20 protein-coding genes are annotated in these 15,543 nt (G+C 48.2%); 14 read left to right on the forward strand and 6 right to left on the reverse strand.

All coding sequences use genetic code 11. The features are described 5' to 3' along the window. The first annotated feature begins 45 nt into the window (after positions 1 to 45). The 4 genes from H7C18_RS14215 (at position 46) to H7C18_RS14230 (ending at position 2,589) form a co-directional block, all read left to right on the forward strand. A complete protein-coding gene (locus tag H7C18_RS14215) occupies positions 46 to 432 on the forward strand; it encodes a GntR family transcriptional regulator (protein WP_185129743.1) in 387 nt (128 codons plus the stop codon). Then, a complete protein-coding gene (locus H7C18_RS14220; RefSeq protein ID WP_185129744.1) occupies positions 425 to 1,288 on the forward strand; it encodes an ABC transporter ATP-binding protein in 864 nt (287 codons plus the stop codon). The genes H7C18_RS14215 and H7C18_RS14220 overlap by 8 nt, the downstream gene beginning before the upstream one ends. Next, positions 1,285 to 1,956, forward strand: coding sequence for an ABC-2 transporter permease (locus tag H7C18_RS14225; RefSeq protein WP_185129745.1), 672 nt, complete (start codon positions 1,285 to 1,287; stop codon positions 1,954 to 1,956). Before H7C18_RS14220 ends, H7C18_RS14225 begins: the two co-directional genes overlap by 4 nt. Positions 1,957 to 2,094: 138 nt before the next feature. Beyond that, the gene (locus H7C18_RS14230) at positions 2,095 to 2,589 is read left to right on the forward strand and encodes a GNAT family N-acetyltransferase (RefSeq protein ID WP_185129746.1); all 495 of its coding nucleotides are present in this window, start codon (positions 2,095 to 2,097) and stop codon (positions 2,587 to 2,589) included. Between the two features lie 47 nt (positions 2,590 to 2,636). Here the strand turns inward: H7C18_RS14230 and arsC are convergent, their stop codons facing one another. The 3 genes from arsC to H7C18_RS14245 are packed head-to-tail and all read right to left on the reverse strand — an operon-like array spanning position 2,637 to position 4,715. Further along, positions 2,637 to 3,062 (reverse strand): arsenate reductase (thioredoxin), encoded by a 426-nt coding sequence (gene arsC / locus H7C18_RS14235; RefSeq protein WP_185129747.1) that lies wholly within the window; start codon positions 3,060 to 3,062, stop codon positions 2,637 to 2,639. 32 nt (positions 3,063 to 3,094) lie between these two features. After that, the gene (locus tag H7C18_RS14240; RefSeq protein WP_185129748.1) at positions 3,095 to 4,387 is read right to left on the reverse strand and encodes an arsenic transporter; all 1,293 of its coding nucleotides are present in this window, start codon (positions 4,385 to 4,387) and stop codon (positions 3,095 to 3,097) included. A gap of 13 nt (positions 4,388 to 4,400) precedes the next feature. Continuing rightward, on the reverse strand, positions 4,401 to 4,715 hold the full coding sequence (locus H7C18_RS14245; RefSeq protein WP_185129749.1) for an ArsR/SmtB family transcription factor: 315 nt from the start codon (positions 4,713 to 4,715) through the stop codon (positions 4,401 to 4,403). A 162-nt stretch (positions 4,716 to 4,877) separates the two neighbouring features. Here H7C18_RS14245 and H7C18_RS14250 point away from each other — a divergent pair, with 162 nt between their 5' ends. The 9 genes from H7C18_RS14250 to H7C18_RS14290 all read left to right on the forward strand — a co-directional run bounded on the left by H7C18_RS14250 (position 4,878) and on the right by H7C18_RS14290 (position 12,582). Continuing rightward, complete coding sequence (locus H7C18_RS14250; protein ID WP_185129750.1) at positions 4,878 to 5,315, forward strand: MarR family winged helix-turn-helix transcriptional regulator; 438 nt, start codon at positions 4,878 to 4,880, stop codon at positions 5,313 to 5,315. Between the two features lie 414 nt (positions 5,316 to 5,729). Further along, a complete protein-coding gene (locus H7C18_RS14255) occupies positions 5,730 to 6,080 on the forward strand; it encodes an ArsR/SmtB family transcription factor (RefSeq protein ID WP_273386728.1) in 351 nt (116 codons plus the stop codon). 66 nt (positions 6,081 to 6,146) lie between these two features. Further along, positions 6,147 to 6,947, forward strand: a complete 801-nt coding sequence (locus tag H7C18_RS14260) for an arsenite methyltransferase (RefSeq protein WP_185129751.1) — start codon at positions 6,147 to 6,149, stop codon at positions 6,945 to 6,947. Between the two features lie 246 nt (positions 6,948 to 7,193). Beyond that, on the forward strand, positions 7,194 to 7,889 hold the full coding sequence (gene vanR-A, locus H7C18_RS14265; protein ID WP_185129752.1) for a vancomycin resistance response regulator transcription factor VanR-A: 696 nt from the start codon (positions 7,194 to 7,196) through the stop codon (positions 7,887 to 7,889). Then, complete coding sequence (gene vanS, locus H7C18_RS14270; protein ID WP_185129831.1) at positions 7,873 to 9,030, forward strand: vancomycin resistance histidine kinase VanS; 1,158 nt, start codon at positions 7,873 to 7,875, stop codon at positions 9,028 to 9,030. The genes vanR-A and vanS overlap by 17 nt, the downstream gene beginning before the upstream one ends. A gap of 186 nt (positions 9,031 to 9,216) precedes the next feature. Further along, positions 9,217 to 10,185, forward strand: coding sequence for a D-lactate dehydrogenase VanH (vanH, locus tag H7C18_RS14275; RefSeq protein ID WP_185129832.1), 969 nt, complete (start codon positions 9,217 to 9,219; stop codon positions 10,183 to 10,185). Next, a complete protein-coding gene (gene vanA / locus H7C18_RS14280) occupies positions 10,178 to 11,218 on the forward strand; it encodes a D-alanine--(R)-lactate ligase (protein WP_185129753.1) in 1,041 nt (346 codons plus the stop codon). The genes vanH and vanA overlap by 8 nt, the downstream gene beginning before the upstream one ends. A 5-nt stretch (positions 11,219 to 11,223) precedes the next feature. Beyond that, a complete protein-coding gene (gene vanX, locus H7C18_RS14285) occupies positions 11,224 to 11,832 on the forward strand; it encodes a D-Ala-D-Ala dipeptidase VanX (protein ID WP_185129754.1) in 609 nt (202 codons plus the stop codon). Between the two features lie 60 nt (positions 11,833 to 11,892). Further along, a complete protein-coding gene (locus H7C18_RS14290; protein WP_185129755.1) occupies positions 11,893 to 12,582 on the forward strand; it encodes a FadR/GntR family transcriptional regulator in 690 nt (229 codons plus the stop codon). A 74-nt stretch (positions 12,583 to 12,656) separates the two neighbouring features. Here H7C18_RS14290 and H7C18_RS14295 read toward each other — a convergent pair whose 3' ends face one another. Further along, positions 12,657 to 13,274, reverse strand: coding sequence for a TetR/AcrR family transcriptional regulator (locus H7C18_RS14295; RefSeq protein WP_185129756.1), 618 nt, complete (start codon positions 13,272 to 13,274; stop codon positions 12,657 to 12,659). A gap of 161 nt (positions 13,275 to 13,435) precedes the next feature. Here H7C18_RS14295 and H7C18_RS14300 point away from each other — a divergent pair, with 161 nt between their 5' ends. Continuing rightward, a complete protein-coding gene (locus tag H7C18_RS14300) occupies positions 13,436 to 13,879 on the forward strand; it encodes a nuclear transport factor 2 family protein (protein WP_238357694.1) in 444 nt (147 codons plus the stop codon). Between the two features lie 48 nt (positions 13,880 to 13,927). Here H7C18_RS14300 and H7C18_RS14305 read toward each other — a convergent pair whose 3' ends face one another. Next, positions 13,928 to 14,563 carry a nitroreductase family protein gene (locus H7C18_RS14305; RefSeq protein ID WP_185129757.1) on the reverse strand — a complete coding sequence of 212 codons (636 nt, stop codon included), beginning with the start codon at positions 14,561 to 14,563 and terminating at the stop codon, positions 13,928 to 13,930. 31 nt (positions 14,564 to 14,594) lie between these two features. Then, positions 14,595 to 15,536: a DMT family transporter gene (locus H7C18_RS14310; protein WP_185129758.1), complete on the reverse strand. Its 942-nt coding sequence runs from the start codon at positions 15,534 to 15,536 to the stop codon at positions 14,595 to 14,597. Positions 15,537 to 15,543: the final 7 nt, after the last annotated feature.

Raw genomic sequence — 15,543 nt, forward strand, 5'->3', positions numbered from 1 at the left:
TATATATACTGTACATATAATATATATACAGTGAGAAGGGAAGCCATGCACATTGTAATCGTGAACCAATCCGGAAAACCTATATATGAGCAGATTAAGTCGCAAATCAAGGAAATGATACTGACAGGAGAACTTAAAGAGGGAGAGTCATTGCCCTCCATACGTCAACTGGCAAAGGATCTAAGAATTAGCGTTATTACAACTTCACGGGCGTACAGTGAGCTTGAGCAAGAAGGATTTATTGCAACCATGCAGGGAAAAGGCTGTTTTGTGATGACGCAAAACAGCGAAATGATGCGCGAACAGTATCTTCGGCGAGTCGAAGAGCATCTCTCTGAAGCTGTTCGTGACGCCAGATTAGCTGGAATCGACAATGATACCTTGCAGCAGATGTTGACTTTGCTATTTCAGGAGGGGGACAAAGATGCCTGAAATTTTAACTTTAAACGGGGTGTCCAGGAAATTCCAGGGGTTTGAATTGCAAGATGTTTCATTTCATTTGCAGCCAGGGTACATCATGGGGCTCGTGGGCCCGAACGGATCGGGTAAGACCACAACAATTAAGCTGATCATGAATATGCTTCGCCGTGACAAGGGTAATATCACCGTTGATGGCATTGACAATATTGCCGAGGAGTCGAAGGCAAAGAAATGCATTGGCTATGTTTCGGATGAGAATATTTTTGTCGAGGAATGGAAGCCTATAGACGTTGCAAAGGCGATGGCTATTTATTATGACACCTTCGACAAAAAAAAGTTCATGACATTTATCGATCGATTTGAACTTCCGCTGGATAAAATGATCAAGAACTTTTCGAGAGGCATGAAAACAAGGCTGATGCTGGCGGCTGCGCTTTCCCGCGAGACAAGGCTTTTACTGCTTGATGAACCGACCTCTGGGCTGGATCCGGCCATTCGAGCAGAACTACTGGACATTTTACAGGACTACATTAGCGATGGTACCCGAAGTGTTCTTTTCTCTACTCATATCACAACGGATCTGGAAAAGATCGCGGATTTTATTGCTTTCATCTATCGTGGCAAGCTGATGTTCGCACAAAATAAAGACGATGTGCTTGCGGACTACCGAATCATGAAGGGAAGGCCAAGTCAACTGTCCGAAGAACTTAAGAAACAGTTCATTGGCCTGCGTGAGAGTCAAATGGGATTCGAGGGTCTGATTAAAACTGGCGATTCCATGGATGCACCCGCCGAAACGGTAGTGGAACCTGCAACACTTGATGATATCGTGGTCTACCATACGATGGGGGGGAAAGAGGAAGCATGAATACGCTAAAGTGTTCGAGGTTTATTTATCTTGCCATGAGGCCGCTCATTAAGCGAATGCTTTTTATACTCGTTATTCCTTTTATACCGATCGTTACCTCGGCATTTTCATCCAATGGCATGCCTGCTTATGCAGTAGTAGGGGTATTGCTTATCCTCCTCGTTTTGTCAATGTTTCTTTCTATCTATACATTTTATGCGAGCGATAAGATTCCTCAGCTTTTTATAGTTCTACCGCAACAGAGGGTTGACTTTGTTAGAGGGATCTACCTTAATTACCTTTTCCTAATATCCGGCACTATCGTAATTGATCTGCTAGTTTTTCTAATATTCCGTATAAAAAATAATAACGATTTAGGGTTTCCGTTTTTACTGGGACTGATATTTTTCATCCTTGTTTTCATTACGGCTACAGTGCTTCCCATTGCGTTCAAAGTCGGATATGCAAAGCTGCAAACGATTTTCATGGCTGCTATGTTGGCCGTAAGTGTTCTCCCGACTGTGCTTAGTAAATTCTTAAATGAAGAATCAATACTTCAATGGGCAGAAGAAAATGCTTCGCAGTTGGATAATCCTACTGTTATATTGGGATTTGTCTTGGCAGCGGTGGCCGGATTGGCAGCTTCGTACCAAATTTCCAAAAAGGTTTACAACAAGAGGGATATATGATGAAGAAAAATTCCTTGTGCGTTTAACAACAAACGGGCTCTTGAGTTTCCTCTTTTGGAAATTCAAGAGCTCTTTTGCATCTCCATCGCCTATTGTCGAGTAATCCAGTATAATTTTAGTCAAAACGGAGGAAATGCGATGGTCAAAACTCGCCTTGTATCCATTGAAGATTGGGAAGCCGTCAAGACCATTTATGAAGAAGGTATTATGACGGGAAACGCCACTTTTGAGACGGAGGCCCCTTCCAAAGAGCATTGGTATGCGAGTCGGAACCTTAGTTGCAGCATCGTTGGTGTTAACGAAGACCAAGTGTTGGGTTGGGCGTCTTTAAGTCCGGTTTCCTCTCGGTGCGTTTATGCCGGTGTTGGAGAGAACAGCATTTACGTTAAGCAGAATGCCCGGGGGAAAGGAATCGGCAACATTCTTTTGGCACGCCTCATTGAGATATCGGAGCAAAACGGATTTTGGACCATTCAAACCGGCATTTTTCCCGAAAACAAAGCGAGTCTGGCCCTCCATGTCAAGCACGGCTTTCGAGAAGTGGGCCGTCGCGACAAGATCGGCAAAATGAACGGTGTTTGGCGCGATGTCGTGTTTTTGGAAAGAAGAAGCGAGGTGGTGGGGGTAAATTAGACAAAAGAAGTTCCTAACCACATTTCGCGGAAGGAACTGCTTTGGTCTTATTTCCCATCTTGAACGAACGCTTCGATTCTCGCCTTGATCGCATCCCGTACCTTACGGAATTTCTCCATGACCTCTTCTTCCGTACCGGTGGCCTTCGCCGGATCGTCGAAGCCCCAGTGCCACTTGACTACATTCGGGTTCATAATGACCGGGCAATGCTCATCGGCATGGCCGCACAGCGTAATGACATAGGTAGCACGGTTCAAGATTTCCGGATCGATGACTTCAGAGCTGTTGCCGCTAATATCGATGTCGGCTTCCTTCATGACCTGCACGGCGCGGGGGTTCAGTCCATGCGCTTCCAGCCCCGCGCTCTTTACCTCATATTTGTCTCCGCCGAGCGCGTTCAGGAAACCATCCGCGATTTGGCTTCGGCAGGAATTGCCCGTACACAGGAAGTAGACAAGCGGTTTGTTGCTCATTTTCAACGACTCCTTTTCGTAATTGGATGAGATTAATGGACGATTTTCAACCATAAAAACAAGCCGCATAGCGTAAGGAAGAGTACGGGTACGGTAAGAATGATCCCCGTTCTGAAATAAGCACCCCAGGAAACCTTAACGCCCTTGCCGGACAGAACATGGAGCCAAAGCAAGGTCGCGAGCGATCCGATCGGCGTGATCTTCGGTCCCAAGTCCGAACCGATCACGTTCGCATAAATGTACGCTTCCCGCAGAATACCTGTCGGATTCGTGCCGTGAATGGCCAACGCATCGATCATAACCGTCGGCATGTTGTTCATGATGGAGGAGAGGATCGCCGCAAGGAACCCGGACCCTATCGTCGCGACGAACAGCCCTTGATCGCCTACCCACTTGAAGACGTCGCCGAGCTCATCCGTAAGCCCCACGTTTCGCAGGCCATAAACCACCACGTACATGCCGATCGAGAAGACGACGACGGCCCATGGAGCGCCTTTGACCAGTTTCCAGGTATGAATCTCTCGGCTCTGTCTTGCCAATAGCAGAAAGACGATCGCGGCCGCACCTGCGATGATCGACACCGGCACTTCCATAAATTCACTGGTTAAATAAGCGATGAGCAGCACGGCCAGGATGACCCAAGAGATCTTGAACAGGCGCATATCCTTGATCGCTTCGACCGGTTTCTTTAGCTGCGCCAAGTCATATTGCTTCGGAATGCTGCGACGGTAAAACAGGTAGAGAACAAGCAAACTTGCCGCGACCGAGAAGAGCGTGGGGACGATCATGCGACTTACGTATTCCACGAACCCGACGCCGAAGAAATCGGACGAAACGATGTTCACCAGATTGCTGACGACGAGCGGCAGCGATGCGGTATCGGAGATAAACCCACTCGCCATGATAAAGGGGAGGACCATCCGCTCATCGAACTGAAGTGCTCGAACCATGGCAAGGACGATCGGCGTCAAGATGAGCGCCGCGCCGTCATTCGCGAAGAAGAAAGCGACTGCAGCTCCAAGCAGGATGACATAGACAAACATGCGATTGCCATTTCCCCGCGCCGAACGGGCCATATGGAGCGCCGCCCATTCGAAAAATCCGATCTCGTCCAGGATCAGCGAGATCAGAATGACGGCCACGAACGCGAGCGTCGCATTCCAGACGATCCGAGTGACGTCCCAAACGTCATGGAAATGGACGACTCCGCAAATTAGGGCAATAATGGCGCCGCCGCAAGCGGACCAGCCAATGTTCAAACCTTTTGGCTGCCAGATGACAAAAACTAAAGTGACAAGAAAGATGATCGATGCGATTGCCGGCATAACGCCTCCCGAGTTAATGACAGCCCTGTGATTTTAAAGCTTCGATCTTCGCTTGCATGGAGGGCAGCTGATCCACAACTTGCTTTACATAAGGCTTGTCGTCGACGTTCAATGAATAATAAATCCATTGGCTGCGGCGCGTCTCGTGGACGAGCCCGCCGCTTTTTAATTTCTTAAGATGCTGGCTGATGTTTGGCTGCGTAGTCTCCAAGATATCCACGATATCGCATACGCACATTTCCTTGTGTCTTAGCAGAGCCATAATGGTTAATCGGGTTTTGTCGGAGAGGAGCTTTAAGGACTCGGACATTTCATCGATCGAGGGCAACCGGCGTACACTCCTTTTCGGAAGGATGGAAGCGATCACGTTCAACCACTTTGTATTATACACAGTTGATTATATAAGTAAAGGATTATATCAGCAAATGATTATTTTATAAAACTTGAAAATTTCAACTATATGAGGTATAACCATGATGAGGTGATGACCATGGAGGATGCCCGTCTTTTACTTCAGCATATTTATAAGCACTTCGGCTTGTTGAATAAGAATTGCTGTACGGTAGGCAGCCAGGAAGTGTCGTTGATTCAAAGTCAGATCCTGTACGAGATCGATCGTCAGCATCAGCCATCCATGCAGCAGATCGCTTCGGCTCTCGGGGTCGATATCACCGCGTTTAGCCATCAGATTCAAACACTGATTCGCAAAAAATTGGTGGCCAAACAAGCCTCCGAAGCCGATAAAAGGGTGTACATCTTATCGCTGACGACAGAAGGAAAATTCGTCGCCACGGTCATTGATGAGCAAATTAGCGGCTACCTTTCTCAGGTGTTTGAAGGCATGTCGGAGCCTGACAAAGAGACGGTCATCCAAGGATTGAAAATACTGAGTAAGTCCATGGAAAAGATTCCGGTTTGTTGCGGATAGTCTAAGAGCAAGCGCCAAGCTTCTCTTTGTCTATATAGTTGAAAAATTCAAGTAAATAGGAGGCGACGTTCATGATGGAGCGGACAGATGTGATTTGCCTCTGCAACCATTCGCGGTGTGGATCCATTAGATTTGTTTAATCAAATTATTTTGATTTAGCGTTGTGATGGTCATTCCGGCGTGGTACGATTTATTCATCAAAATAAATTGATGAACGGTGGACAGACCATGGATAATTTTTATGCGATAGAACAGCTTATTCGCTTTCAGCAAATGGATATGGAAGAGAAGGCACGGCATGCTTGGAAATGGATAAGCTTCAAAGACCAGAAGGAGAAGAAACCTTCTTCGCCGGCGATCAATCAACCTATCGTAGCTTGTTGCCCGGCTTGTTGCTAAGGGGGAGGAGCTAACATGATTAAAGAACTTCCCGTTCATATGCAAACCGGCGAGCCTGTTGATTTTGCCAAGTATGAAGCCAAATTCAAAGCGTTGGCGGATCGTAAACGGCTGCAAATCATGTACGAACTCACGCAGAAAGGCTGCGTATGTGTATGCGATCTGGTGGATATCGTGGATATGCCCCAGTCCAAGCTGTCGTACCATTTGAAGATCTTGCTTGAAGCCGGTTTGATCTCCAGAGAGACAAGAGGGACTTGGAGTTATTACGAGTTAAACCATGCGGAAGTAAACCGGCTGCTCTCCCCGGAGTTGTGCTGCATCTTCCGCAAGGTGGACATTCAATCGAACGATTGCTGCTCATAAGCCGATTCTATAGGCATCTATTCGCCTGATTAATCAATATTATTTGATATAAAAGGAGCGATTTTCTTGAATCAAGTACAAAACGACGAAGTACGCCAGCACGTGCGCAGCCGGTACAAACAAATTGCGGTCTCAAGCAGCGCCAATTCGAGCTGCTGCACGCCAAGCATCTCCGCTTCGAGTTGCTGCGGTTCCGCGAATGAAGTGTCCGCGAAATTGGGGTATTCCCCTGAAGAACTCACAGCTGTTCCCGAAGGCGCAAATCTCGGATTAGGCTGCGGGAATCCGCAAGCGATCGCTTCGCTGAGACCGGGGGAAGTCGTTCTCGATTTAGGCAGCGGGGCCGGATTCGATTGCTTTCTGGCATCTAAGCAAGTTGGGGACACAGGGAAGGTCTATGGGGTGGATATGACGCCGGAGATGGTTAGCCGCGCCCGGAGCAACGCTCAGAGCAATGGCTATCAGAACGTTGAATTTCGACTTGGTGAAATTGAATACTTGCCTCTTCCCGATCGCTCCGTAGACGTGATTATCTCGAACTGCGTCATCAACTTGTCTCCGGATAAGCAACAGGTATTCCGAGAGGCTAACAGAGTCTTAAAACCAGGCGGACGCTTGGCGATATCGGATGTTGTAACGACCACAGAGCTTCCTGCAGAGTTCAAAGGTGATCTTGATTCATTGGCCAGCTGCATTTCCGGAGCGTCTACCATAGAGGAAGTCAAGGAAATGCTAAGAATTAGCGGATTTACCGATATTGTCGTTGAGCCCAAAGATGAGTCGCGGGAATTTATTAAGGACTGGGTGCCGGGAACGAAAATCGAAGATTATATTCAATCCGCTGTCATTAAAGCAAATAAAATTTAAAAACGGAACCCGTTTCTCATTGTCCCCTTAAAAGCCGCAATAAATGCGGCTTTTTTAAATTATGGGATCAAGTTCTCGTCATCTTAAGTATCTGACCTGTTTTGTTTAACAGATTAGACGAAGTCTATGAAAGGATGAAACATCTTGAAGTAAACTTTGATTTTATAAAAATCGTCTACTTACAGGAAAAGAACAAGAGCAATCCGTTAAAGCCAAGGTTAATTTTTTTAAAGAGGGTTGATAACGATGAGCGATAAAATACTGGTTGTGGACGATGAACGCGAAATTGCCGATTTGGTCGAGCTCTACTTGAAAAACGAGAATTATACGGTTTTCAAATACTATACTGCCAAAGAAGCGTTGGAATGTATCGACAAGACCGAGCTTGACCTTGCCATACTGGATATCATGCTTCCCGGTTCGAGCGGCCTCACGATCTGCCGACAGATACGGGACAAGCACACGTATCCCATTATTATGCTGACCGCAAAAGATACGGAGGTAGATAAAATTACAGGGCTAACCATCGGCGCGGACGATTATATAACGAAGCCCTTTCGCCCGCTGGAGTTAATCGCGCGGGTCAAGGCGCAACTGCGCCGCTACAAGAAATACAGCGGTGCGGCGGTGCAAAGCGATAATGTGATTGTCCACTCCGGGCTTGTCATCGATATAAATACGCGCGAGTGTTTTTTGAACGAAAAACCTCTATCCCTTACGCCTACCGAGTTTTCAATCCTGCGCATTCTCTGTGAAAACAAGGGGAGCGTGGTCAGCTCCGAGCAGTTATTTCATGAGATATGGGGCGACGAATATTTCAGCAAGAGCAACAACACCATCACCGTGCATATCCGGCATTTGCGCATCAAAATGAACGACACCATCGATCATCCGAAGTATATAAAAACGGTATGGGGGGTCGGCTATAAAATTGAAAAATAAGAATAAAAAAAACGATTATTTCAGGCTAAAACGAAAGCTCTACCTGTACATCCTTGCGATTGTTATGGCATCGGTTGCATTCGTGGTGTCTTTGCGTTTATTTATCCTGCGGCGAGCGGTTGGAGATTGGATCGTACGTTTTTTGGAAAACAGTTTTGACTTAAGGCGTCCGGACGCGATGAAAATCTATCAATATTCCATACGAAATCATATGGAAATCCTTATTTATGTGGCGATAGCCGTTAGTATTCTTATTCTATGCCGCGTCATGCTTTCAAGATTTGCTAAATACTTTGACGAGATCAATACCGGCATTGATATCCTTATCCAGAACGAAGATAAACCGATTGAGCTTTCTGCGGAAATGGAGTTCATGGAACGGAAGCTGAGCACGTTAAAACGGACTTTGGAGAAGCGAGAGCAGGATGCAAAGCTGGCCGAACAAAGAAAAAATGACGTTGTGATGTACTTGGCTCACGATATTAAAACGCCCCTTACATCCGTGATCGGTTATCTGAGCCTCCTTGACGAGGCGCCGGACATGCCGGTAGAGCAAAAGGCAAAGTATGTTCATATCACGCTTACCAAAGCGTACCGCCTCGAACAGCTAATCGACGAGTTTTTTGAAATTACGCGGTATAACCTCCAAGCGATTACGCTCGCGAAAAAGCACATCGACCTATACTATATGCTGGTGCAGATGACCGACGAGTTTTATCCTCAGCTTGCCTCGAACGGAAAACAGGCGGTTATCCACGCTTCCGAGGATTTAACCGTATCCGGCGACCCCGATAAGTTGGCGAGGGTCTTTAACAACATTTTGAGAAACGCCGTTGCCTATAGCGAGGACGACAGCGTCATTGACATTACGGCGGGCTTCTCCGGGGATAGGGTGTCCATCGTATTCAAGAACGCCGGAAGCATCCCCGAAGATAAGCTCGCCGCCATATTTGAAAAGTTCTACAGGATGGACGATGCCCGTTCTTCCGATACGGGCGGCGCGGGACTTGGTTTGGCGATTGCAAAAGAAATCGTAGTTCAGCATGGCGGGCAGATCTACGCGGAAAGCGACGATAACTACACGACGTTCACGGTAGAGCTTCCGGCCTTGCCAGACTTGGACGATAAATGGGGTTCCTAAGAAATAAACATCGTTTCTATGGAAAGTCTCAAGGTCATCTCATCATTTTCTTAGGAAATTAACAATTTAGAATTAAAAAATGGTTCGTTCCTAGGCGGTAATCTTAAACCGTAAGAACGAGCTTTTTTCGTTTCGCCAGAGAAGGATATGAGAAGTGATGCGTTGATGAAAGGAATGGTCTTCATGATGAAAAACATCGGCATTACCGTCTATGGATGCGAGCAGGATGAGGCAGATGCATTCCGTGCCCTTTCGCCGCGCTTTGGCGTTATGCCCTCGATCATTAACGCCCCCGTGTCGGAAGTGGGCGCCGTATCAGCCCCTTGCAATCGATGTATCAGCGTGGGACACAAATCCGAGGTCTCCGCTTCTATACTTCTTGCGCTGAAGAGAGCCGGCGTGAAGTATATCTCTACCCGAAGCATCGGCTGCAATCATATCGATACAACTGCCGCCAAGAGAATGGGCATCGCTGTCGGCCATGTGGCGTATTCGCCGGATAGCGTTGCCGATTATACCGTGATGCTGATGCTTATGGCAATACGCAACGCGAAATCTACTGAGCGCTCCGTGGAAAAACATGATTTCAGGCAGAACAGCGTCCGTGGCAAGGTACTGCGCGACATGACCGTCGGCGTGCTGGGAACCGGCCAAATCGGCAAAGCGGTTATGGAACGGCTGCGGGGATTCGGATGTCATGTGCTGGCGTACGATCGCAGCCAAAAAGCAGAGGCAAACTATATTCCGCTTGATACGTTGTTGCAAAACAGCGATATCGTTACGCTTCATGTGCCGCTGGGTGAGGATACGCGTCATATCATCGGCCGCGAACAATTGAGAGGAATGAAGCAGGGGGCGTTTCTTATCAATACCGGTCGCGGTGCGCTTGTAGATACCGACGCGCTGGTTCAAGCGTTGGAAACCGGGAAACTGGGCGGCGCCGCTTTGGATGTGTTGGAGGGAGAGGAAGGGGTTTTCTACTTTGATTGCACGCAAAAGCCGATTGACCATCCATTTTTACTGAAGCTTCAAAGGATGCCGAACGTGATCATCACGCCGCATACGGCTTACTATACCGAACAGGCGTTGCGTGACACCGTCGAAAAAACAATTCAGAACTGTTTGGATTTTGAAAGGAGCCTGGCGCATGGATAAAATAAAAGTTGCCATCCTGTTTGGCGGTTGCTCGGAGGAGCATGAGGTGTCGGTAAAATCCGCAATGGAGATCGCCGCTAATTTTGACAACGAAAAATACGAGCCGATCTACATTGGAATCACGAAGTCCGGCGTTTGGAAGGTATGCGAAAAGCCTGGCTTTGAATGGGAAATCGGCAATGGCTATTCAGCCGTGCTCTCGCCGGATAAACAGATGCGCGGATTGCTTGTCAGGAAGAACCATGGGTATGAAATCCGCCACGTTGATGTAGCCTTTCCGGTTTTGCACGGCAAGTCGGGCGAAGACGGAGCCATACAAGGTCTGTTTGAATTGTCCGGTATTCCCTATGTGGGCTGCGATATTCAAAGCTCCGCGATCTGTATGGACAAGTCGCTGGCCTACATCGTTGCGAGAAACGCCGGCATCGCGACTCCCGAATTTTGGGTGATTCATCAAGACGATTGGCCGGCGCCAGAGGCGTTTACCTATCCTATTTTTGTGAAGCCGGCGCGTTCAGGCTCATCCTTTGGCGTGACAAAAGCGGGTGGCCCGGACGAATTGGAAGCCGCCATTGAAGCGGCAAGACGATACGACAGCAAAATCTTAATCGAGCAGGCTGTTTTGGGCTGTGAGGTCGGTTGTGCCGTATTGGGAGACAGTGGGGATCACTCCGAGTTGATGGTTGGCGAGGTGGACCAAATCAGGCTGCGGCACGGGATCTTTCGCATTCACCAGGAAGCCGAGCCGGAAAAAGGTTCTGAAAACGCAGTGATCGCCGTTCCCGCGGACCTGCCGTCAGAGGAGCGGGGACGGATTCGGGAAACGGCCCAAAAAATATATAAGGCGCTCGGCTGCAGAGGTCTTGCCCGTGTGGATATGTTTTTACAGGATAACGGCCGCATTGTGCTTAATGAGGTCAATACCTTGCCCGGTTTCACGTCATACAGCCGTTATCCCCGTATGATGGCCGCCGCAGGTATAACGCTTCCCGAACTGATTGACCGCCTGATCCTATTAGCGTTAAAGGGGTGATACGCATGGAAAAGGGATTTGTTTTTTTAGATGAAGTTTTGCACGGCGTTCGCTGGGATGCCAAATATGCCACATGGGACAATTTTACGGGGAAACCGGTAGACGGATATGAGGTCAACCGTATTGTAGGAACCCATGACCTGGCCCTTGCATTGCTGGAGGTGCAAAAGCAAGCCGCGGCTCTTGGGTACGGTTTGCTGTTATGGGACGGATATCGGCCCAAACGCGCGGTAGACTGCTTCCTGCGATGGTCCGAACAACCGGAAGACAACCTCACAAAAAAAAGATACTATCCGAATATCGAGCGAGCCGAGATGGTTGCAATGGGATATGTGGCGTCACAATCCAGTCATAGCCGCGGAAGCGCTATTGATCTTACGCTTTACCGTTTAGATACGGGTGCGCTTGTTTGCATGGGAGGCGGCTTCGATTTGATGGACGAGCGTTCACACCATGCGGCAAAAGGGATTGCAAGCATGGAAGCGCAAAATCGCAGACTTTTGCGATCCATCATGGAAAACAGCGGATTTGAACCCTATAGCTTCGAATGGTGGCACTATGTATTAAGAAACGAACCATACCCCAATAGCTATTTTGATTTCCCCGTTTTATAGCGAAAACACCTGATAGAGTAGAATGATCGATTAATTCGCAATGGGACGGGGACGTTTATCATGAATTTGCATAAGAAAAATTACGAGATCATTACGGACGAGCTGCGCCGTATCATTGAGGCGGGACTCGTCAAGCCGGGAGAAAAGCTCGAGACGATCGACCAATTGGCCGCGCAGTATCGGGTCGGCCGATCTACGGTACGCGAGGCGCTCAGCCATCTGAAAGCGCTCGGTCTTGTCGAATCGCGGCAAGGGGGCGGCACCTATGTAAAGAAGCCCGGTCTCGAGCCGCAGGCGGTGTTCGATTCGCTCCAGACGTCGAACGCCGAACTGACCGAAGTGCTCCAGGTGCGTAAGATTCTCGAAGTCGGCGCGGCCGAACTGGCGGCCAAGCATCGTACCGAGGATGACGTCGAAGAGCTCTGCAAAATCGTCGAACAGATGAGGAACGCCGTAGGCAATGAGGGGATCAGCCAAATTTACGATACGAACTTCCATCTCGCCATCGCCAAAGCGTCCGGCAATAAGATGCTCGAGACCATGATGACGCACATGCCTAATGCGATATACCGAACGATTCAAGACAGCCGCAAGATATGGCTCTATAGTGGTAAAGAAACGGCCGGCAAGCTGTTCGAAGAGCATAGAAAGCTGTTCGAAGCGATTCGCGACGGCGATCCGAAAGCGGCGGCAGCGACCATGGCCAAGCACCTCGCCCAAGTCGAGAGCGCCTTGCAGTCGGACAAATGACCTCGTCGACGCCGGCTTATAGCGCCTTGCTCCGCTTCGCCGATAAGATGTCAGGCCAAGATGCACCTTTCCGTTTAGTGAGTTTTTTCTATTCTAAAAATACGCTCACTGATCGTACGAAGAAACGAAGCCCATTGCTGCTGGAATTCGGGTTCATCCAACGTATGTCCCGTGATCATACGAGTTACATTGCCATACAGCAGGGGATAATTAGTGAGACTAGAGAGCATTAAGGTAATGAACGCCGGATCCAACCCTTCGGGAACTAACCCCATCTCCTGTTTGGATTTCATGTCTTCGTTATATGATTGCAAGATCCTCTTTCTAATTTTTTCCCCGTTTACGTTTTCAGGAACTTCATCAACGGCTTCCCAAGCCGTGAACTTTAAAAAATCCCTTAAGTGTTCGAGATTCAATTTAAGACGAAATTCTGCGATATGTACAGGATTAGCCGGTAATGCAAGATTTCCGGATGGCAGCGATGAAATAAATTCGTGAATGGTCTCGTTGATGGTCTCTTTGATAAGTTCATCTTTTCCTTTGAAGTAATGATAGATTAATTGCTTATTGACACCAGCTCGCTTTGCGATCGATTCGATTCTAGCCCCCGTATACCCTTTCTCGAAAAATTCTTCCTTGGCTGCCTGGAGGATCGTTCCCCGGGTACGTTCCGCATTACGAATTTCGCCCATTTTGTACACCGTCCGTTTCGCTTGTTAGCTATATCGTAGTTACTTATGGAAGTGAAGTCAACTTTTACTTACCAATACGTCATATATAATTTGACATATGGTAAGTTATTTTATATATTTAAGCAGCAATATTCGTAATGAACTTTCACTTGAAGGGAAAGATGAAAAGGATGCAACAGGCAAACACCAATTTAGAAGTCGTACAACGATTTTTTGAATGTTATGGCGCAGGGGATTTGGAAACAATGAAACGTGAAATCTTAGCTGAAGATGTGACTTGGATTATTCCAGGTCATCATCCGCTTGCGGGTGTGAAAAGAGGGGCAGAGGAAATCATTGATTACTTCTCGACCATTGCCCAAGCCAATTTCAAGGCTGAAGTGATTTCCTTGTCCGCAAGCGAGCATCATGTGGTCGATGTACATCGCGGTTGGGGAGAGTATGGGGAGTACAAGATCGACATGAATTGGGTTCTTGTTTACCAAATCGAAAATGGTCGTATCAAACAAGCACAGAACTTCGCTGCCGATCAGCATGCCGCCGACCAGTTCTTTTGGGATGTATGGGGCGAAAAATTAAAGCCCGTTCCGGCACGGTTAAAATAAATGGAGAAAACGGCAGCCATCTTTTTCGGCTGCCGTTTCTTTGTCTTATTATGCGAAGCCGTTCCAAGCGATCGTTTGTTCGACAGGGAAACGGCTGGACGGGTGAGCATGGACAGCTCCCTTGCCAATGGCGACCAAAAGGACCGGAATGAACCTAGACGGGACAGCGAACGCAGCAATAAAGGCTTCGCTGTCAAAGCCGCCCATAGGGCAGGAATCAAGCCTTTTGGCCTTGGCTGCCAGCATGAGCTGCATAGCGGCTAGCGAGGCATTGCGGATCGCGTCATCGCGCGGAAACGCAGGTCTTTTCGAATAAGCATCATCGATTTGCTTCATCAGATTGGATTTGATTTCTTCCGTCATGAAGCCGGCTTCGACGGCAGAACGATAAACGGGTTCGGCATTCCGATTCGCTTCCAAATCTCCCAGTACGGCGACGACAGCTGAAGCTTCGACGATTTGCATTTGCCCGTAAGCGATAGGCAGCAGCTTTTCTTTGGCTGATTGCTCCATGATAGCGAGAAACTTCCAATGTTGCAGATTCCATGCCGATGGCGCCTTCGCCGCAGCAGCAATCATCTCCATGATTTCTCGCTCATTTAATTTATAGCTGGGGTCGAAATGCTTGACAGCATGGCGCTCCTCGACCAACCTGAAGAAATCCGCTTGCGTATTTGCTGACATGGTACTATCCGCTCCTTTGTTTGTTTGGGTCTTAACCGGTCTTTGCGCGATTGGAAACCCGCCTCTCGCTTTTCTTTCCGAGCAGATTGGTTCCCATGACACCGGCAATAATAAGCGCAGAACCGATGATATGGTAAATACTGACTTCCTCCCCCAGCAAAAGTGCCCCGGCAGCGATAGACACAATCGTCGATAGATTGGAAAATACGCTCATTTTCGATGCTTCGATTCTGGACAAGGCATAGTTCGAACTAAGCGCCGTAATCAGCGTGGACAAGATGCCAAGATAAAGGATGGATACGATAAACGTACCGCTGGCAAGCGGAGAGAACAATTGATCGAGCGTTCCTGTCGCCGTGTGTCCGGCAAGCGACATGGCAAGGAAGGACAGAAAGGCAATGCCCAGCATGACATACGTAATCTCCGCGGGACTGAACGATTTGAGCAGCCGCCTCGCGAGCACGTTGTACCCTGCCACTGCCAAGCAAGACAAGAACAGGAGAACAATCCCCGTCATGTTGGACCAATCGATGCCGCCGCCTTTCATGATAAAGATAAACAAGACTCCGCTGACGGAAAGACAGATGGATAGTTTTTGCAAGAGAGCGGTCGTTTCTTTCAAAAACAGGAACGCCAGCAGCATCGTTAAAACCGGGGTGAAAGCAAACAGAATCCCCCCTTCGCTGGATGTGGCATGCTGCAGGCCGTAGGATTGGAGCGTGAAAAATACCAGCGGATACAAGATGGCCAAGAGTAGTACCTTGTAAAGCTTCTTCCCGCGGTAGTTCAGACGAACCCGGCCGAGCAGGACGGGAATGGACATTGCGGCGAAGGATGCGGCAAAACGGAATGTCAGCGTATCCATGGGCCCAGCGAAATCGAGCGCTATTTTCGTGAATAAAAATGAAAATCCCATGATCATTGCATTCATAACGGCGCAAAAATAAGCTAGCTTCAATCCGGATGAATTCATCGAAGCA

The organism is Cohnella zeiphila, from assembly GCF_014212055.1.
GTDB classification, from domain to species: domain Bacteria; phylum Bacillota; class Bacilli; order Paenibacillales; family Paenibacillaceae; genus Cohnella; species Cohnella zeiphila.